This is a genomic window from Streptococcus mitis, from assembly GCF_946190375.1.
In the GTDB taxonomy this organism is placed as follows: Bacteria; Bacillota; Bacilli; order Lactobacillales; family Streptococcaceae; genus Streptococcus; species Streptococcus mitis_CJ.
Genome location: NZ_CAMIAF010000135.1, coordinates 1 through 242, shown reverse-complemented (window position 1 = coordinate 242; position 242 = coordinate 1). Strand labels below are relative to the sequence as shown.

The window sequence follows — 242 nt, the reverse complement described above, 5'->3', positions numbered from 1 at the left end:
ATACTTGAGATACTGGGGGAGGATGGATCTGCGCCAGCTGAGTGCTTGAGAGAATTTGATGACGACTGGAACACCTACCTTTCTTTAGAGCTGGTTGTTCATCCCAGCATAAAGCACAAGCAAGCCATTGAAAGTGACATGCAAATGGTTGGTGGGGTGAAAGTTGTTGAAGTAAGAAAGTCACTAGCTCAGTACTGGTTACGCCGATGGTGTGTGGATTGTTCGTCAACAGCAAAGATGAC

1 protein-coding gene is annotated in these 242 nt (G+C 46.3%); it reads left to right on the top strand.

Annotation, left to right across the window (positions count from 1 at the left end):
• Positions 1-45 precede the first annotated feature (45 nt).
• On the top strand, positions 46-242 hold a 197-nt coding region (locus tag N8M09_RS11065; RefSeq protein WP_261065238.1), incomplete at its 3' end, for a BrxR family transcriptional regulator.